The sequence below is a fragment of the Streptomyces boncukensis genome, assembly GCF_011045075.1.
GTDB lineage: Bacteria > Actinomycetota > Actinomycetes > Streptomycetales > Streptomycetaceae > Streptomyces > Streptomyces boncukensis.
On record NZ_JAAKZZ010000597.1, the window covers coordinates 1 to 4,036 of the forward strand.

At 75.1% G+C, this 4,036-nt stretch carries 5 protein-coding genes and 1 pseudogene; 4 read left to right on the forward strand and 2 right to left on the reverse strand.

The window, feature by feature from the left end:
* The 4 genes from G5C65_RS32680 to G5C65_RS32695 all read left to right on the forward strand — a co-directional run.
* A partial coding sequence (locus G5C65_RS32680; protein ID WP_165302686.1) for an ABC transporter ATP-binding protein occupies positions 1-791 on the forward strand: 791 nt, incomplete at its 5' end.
* Between the two features lie 120 nt (positions 792-911).
* Positions 912-1,145: a hypothetical protein gene (locus G5C65_RS32685; protein WP_165302688.1), complete on the forward strand. Its 234-nt coding sequence runs from the start codon at positions 912-914 to the stop codon at positions 1,143-1,145.
* Between the two features lie 3 nt (positions 1,146-1,148).
* Positions 1,149-1,955, forward strand: coding sequence for a TlyA family rRNA (cytidine-2'-O)-methyltransferase (locus G5C65_RS32690; RefSeq protein WP_165302689.1), 807 nt, complete (start codon positions 1,149-1,151; stop codon positions 1,953-1,955).
* Positions 1,952-2,857 carry an NAD kinase gene (locus G5C65_RS32695; protein ID WP_165302690.1) on the forward strand — a complete coding sequence of 302 codons (906 nt, stop codon included), beginning with the start codon at positions 1,952-1,954 and terminating at the stop codon, positions 2,855-2,857. Before G5C65_RS32690 ends, G5C65_RS32695 begins: the two co-directional genes overlap by 4 nt.
* Here G5C65_RS32695 and G5C65_RS40865 read toward each other — a convergent pair.
* Together G5C65_RS40865 and G5C65_RS40870 are read right to left on the reverse strand one after the other, a co-directional pair.
* Positions 2,793-3,482: a S41 family peptidase gene (locus G5C65_RS40865; RefSeq protein ID WP_420903385.1), complete on the reverse strand. Its 690-nt coding sequence runs from the start codon at positions 3,480-3,482 to the stop codon at positions 2,793-2,795. The genes G5C65_RS32695 and G5C65_RS40865 overlap by 65 nt on opposite strands.
* Positions 3,483-3,761: 279 nt before the next feature.
* A pseudogene (locus tag G5C65_RS40870) lies at positions 3,762-3,980 on the reverse strand (S41 family peptidase); the annotation flags it as partial.
* Positions 3,981-4,036 lie beyond the last annotated feature (56 nt).

Here is a 4,036-nt window from a genome sequence, read left to right on the forward strand (position 1 = left end):
GTGCGCGGCTCGCCGGCCGGGACCTCACCCTCGCCTACGATCAGCGCACCATCGCCCGCGAGCTGGACGTCGCCGTCCCCGACCGGTCCTTCACCGTGGTCGTCGGCCCGAACGCCTGCGGCAAGTCCACGCTGCTGCGGGCGCTCTCCCGGATGCTCAAGCCCGCCCGCGGCTCCGTGCTGCTCGACGGCTCCGACATCGCGGGCCTCCCCGCCAAGGCGCTGGCGCGCACCTTGGGCCTGCTGCCGCAGTCCTCCATCGCGCCCGACGGCATCACCGTCGCCGACCTCGTCGCCCGGGGCCGCTACCCGCACCAGGGGCTGCTGCGGCAGTGGTCGAAGGAGGACGAGAGCGTCGTCGTCGCGTCCATGGCCGCCACCGGCGTCGGAGACCTCGGCGACCGGTACGTCGACGAGCTCTCCGGCGGGCAGCGGCAGCGCGTCTGGATCGCGATGGCCCTCGCCCAGCAGACGCCGCTGCTGCTGCTCGACGAGCCGACGACATATCTCGACATCGCCCACCAGATCGAGATCATGGACCTGTGCGCCCGGCTGCACGAGGACGAGGGGCGCACCCTGGTCGCCGTGCTGCACGACCTCAACCACGCGGCGCGCTACGCCACCCATCTGATCGCGATGCGGGAGGGGCGGGTGGTGGCCGAGGGCCCGCCGGGCGAGGTCGTCACGGCCGATCTGGTGGAGGAGGTCTTCGGCATGCCCTGCCGGGTGATCGACGACCCGGAGACGGGCACCCCCCTCGTCGTCCCGGCAGCGCGGCGGCGCGTGCGCTAGCGGTTGTCCCGCGGATCTTCGGGGCGCACAGCACGGGGCAGCCCCCTCCCGGAGACCCGGGTGCGGAAAGGGGGCCTGCGGAAAAGCACCTGGCGGGCCGCACCAGGTAGCGTCGGGGCCATGAGTGACGCGCCGCCCTCCGACGGCGGGCCGGAGGACGACGGCCCGCGCCCGCTCGGCATCGGTATCCGCCCGACCGGCCAGGCCCCCGTCGACGACCGGCTCAGACGGCTGGAGGACGCCGACCACCTCGCCGTGTCCGGGCATCTGGAGGTGTACGAGGATGTGCACACGGGGCTGCGCGAGACGCTGGCCTCCCTCGACCGTCCCCGACCGCAGACCCCCCGGAGCTGACAGGTGCCACGACGCCGACTCGACGCGGAGCTGGTGCGCCGCAAGCTGGCCCGCTCGCGCGAGCACGCGGGCCAGCTGATCGCCGCCGGCCGGGTCACCGTCGGCGGGAACACCGCCGCCAAGCCCGCCACCCAGGTGGAGACCAGCGCGGCGCTGGTCGTCAGGGACGATCCGGGCGACCCGGACTACGTCTCGCGCGGCGGCCACAAGCTGGCGGGCGCGCTGGACGCGTTCGTCCCGCGCGGGCTGGCGGTCACCGGGCGGCGGGCGCTGGACGCGGGCGCCTCGACCGGCGGCTTCACGGACGTCCTGCTGCGCGCCGGGGCCGGGCACGTCGTCGCCGTGGACGTGGGGTACGGGCAGCTGGCCTGGTCCCTCCAGAGCGACCCCCGGGTCACCGTCAAGGACCGGACGAACGTACGGGAGCTGACGCCGGACGCCATCGGGGGCGAGCCCGTCGACCTGGTCGTCGGCGATCTGTCCTTCATCCCGCTCGGCCTGGTGCTGCCCGCGCTGGTGCGCTGCGCGGCGCCGGAAGCGGACCTGGTGCTGATGGTGAAGCCGCAGTTCGAGGTGGGCAGGGAGCGGCTCGGCAGCGGCGGCGTGGTGCGCGGCGCGGCGCTGCGCGCCGAGGCGGTGCGCACGGTGGCCGGGCAGGCGGCTGAGCACGGGCTGGGGGCGCTTGGCGTGATCGCGAGCCCGCTGCCGGGCCCCTCGGGCAATGTCGAGTACTTTCTGTGGCTGCGCGCCGGGGCGCCCGACCTCGACCCGGCGGATGTCGAGCGAGCGGTAGCGGAGGGTCCCCAGTGACAGCGAACGGCCAGGAGCGCACGGTCTTCCTCCTCGCGCACACCGGACGGCAGGCCGCCGTCCGCAGCGCCGAGCTGGTCGTCCAGGGGCTGTTGCGCTGCGGCATCGGCGTACGGGTGCTGGCGGGGGAGGCGGCCGATCTGCCGCTGCCCGACCCGGTGGAGACGGTCGGCGCGAAGCCCGACGCGGCCGAGGGCTGCGAGCTGCTGGTGGTGCTCGGCGGGGACGGCACGCTGCTGCGCGGCGCCGAGTTCGCGCGGGCCTCCGGGGTGCCGATGCTGGGCGTCAACCTCGGCCGGGTCGGCTTCCTCGCCGAGGCCGAGCGGGACGATCTGGAGAAGGTCGTGGACCGCGTGGTGACCCGTGCGTACGAGGTCGAGCAGCGGATGACGCTCGATGTCCTGGTCCGCGAGGACGGCCATGTCGCGCACACCGACTGGGCGCTGAACGAGGTGTCCGTGGAGAAGGCGGCGCGCGAGCGGATGCTGGAGGTCGTCACCGAGGTCGACGGCCGCCCCGTCTCCGGCTTCGGCGGCGACGGCGTGGTGTGCGCGACGCCCACCGGCTCCACCGCCTACGCCTTCTCCGCCGGCGGGCCGGTGGTGTGGCCCGAGGTGGAGGCGCTGCTGATGGTGCCGATCAGCGCGCACGCGCTGTTCGCCAGGCCGCTGGTCACCTCGCCGGACTCGGTGCTTGCCGTCGAGGTGCAGCCGCAGACCCCGCACGGCGTGCTGTGGGCGGACGGGCGGCGCAGCGTGGACCTGCCGCCCGGCGCCCGGGTCGAGGTGCGGCGCGGGGCCGTGCCGGTGCGGCTGGCGCGGCTGCACCACGCCTCGTTCACCGACCGGCTGGTGGCGAAGTTCGCGCTCCCGGTGGCGGGCTGGCGGGGCGCTCCCCGCTGAGCAGCGCGCGAGCGCGGGTGAGCGCCGAGTCGCGGTGGTGGCGGAACTCCTCCTCGGTGAAGACCGGCGTGCGGTGGTGCGGCGGAACCCCCGCGCCGTCGAACGTCCGTCCGTCCTCGGTCAGGAACTCCTCGTTGGGCAGTTCGAACCTCCAGCCGTTCGGCAGCGCGCGGTCCAGCGTGTCGGAGAAGACGCCCTGGGTGTTCCCGCCCACCCGCACGGGCGCCGGCGAGCGGCCCATCAGCCCCTGGGTGAAGGTCTCGCCCGCGCTGACCGTCAGCCGCCCGGTCAGCACCGCCACGGGGCCGGTGAAGACGGGCCCGCGGTGCGGCCGTACGGTCACCGCCTCGGGCCGGGTGCCGTGCCGGCCCGGGGGACACCCCGCCGGCCCCCGCCCCGGCAGACAGCGCGGGTCGTTCCGGGCCCGCTTGCGGTACGCCGGGTACGGCCGGTCCGTCAGCCGGGAGGCGACGTCCAGCGCGAGCCGGTCGGAGCCGCCGCCGTTGAACCGCACGTCCACGATCAGCCCGCGCAGCGAGCGGACCCGCTTCCGGGTGAAGATCTCGTCCAGCGCCCGGTCGAGCGCGGCGGCGTTCGCCTCGTAGGTGCCGTCGGCGAACCCCACGAAGCGGGTGAGGCGCAGATAGCCGCTGCCGTCCGGGAGCTCGGCGAAGGAGACCAGGCCGTTCGCCCAGTGCCGCTGTGGGACGCCGACGGCCTCGGATGTCGCTTTGTCGATACGGGCGATGGTCTCCCCGGTCGGCGGCTCGGTGTCCTCGCGGATGCCCGCGTACCGGCGTCCCTCGCCCGCCTCGAGGGAGGTGTGCGCGTCGTGCAGCGGCTCGATCATCGCGCGCAGGATCCGGAAGAGCCGGTCGTCCGTGGTGTGCCGGGTCACCTTCGGGCGGTACCGGTCGCGTACGGCACGCCAGTCGACGCCCTTCGCCGCGAAGAACGGGTAGTTCTCGGCGTAGGTCTGCCAGAAGGTGTCGAAGACGGCGCGCGGATCCTCGGCCGGCCGCTCCCGGCACCGGCCGGGAAGCGCGGCCACGCGGTGCAGGGTGCGCGAGCCGACGCTGCCGGCCAGCCGCAGCTTTGCCCGGCCGGGCCCCAGCGGACGCACCGTGAGGGGCCTTCCGTCGGTGCTGTCGTAGGTGCGGACGCCGCCCGGCCCCGTCC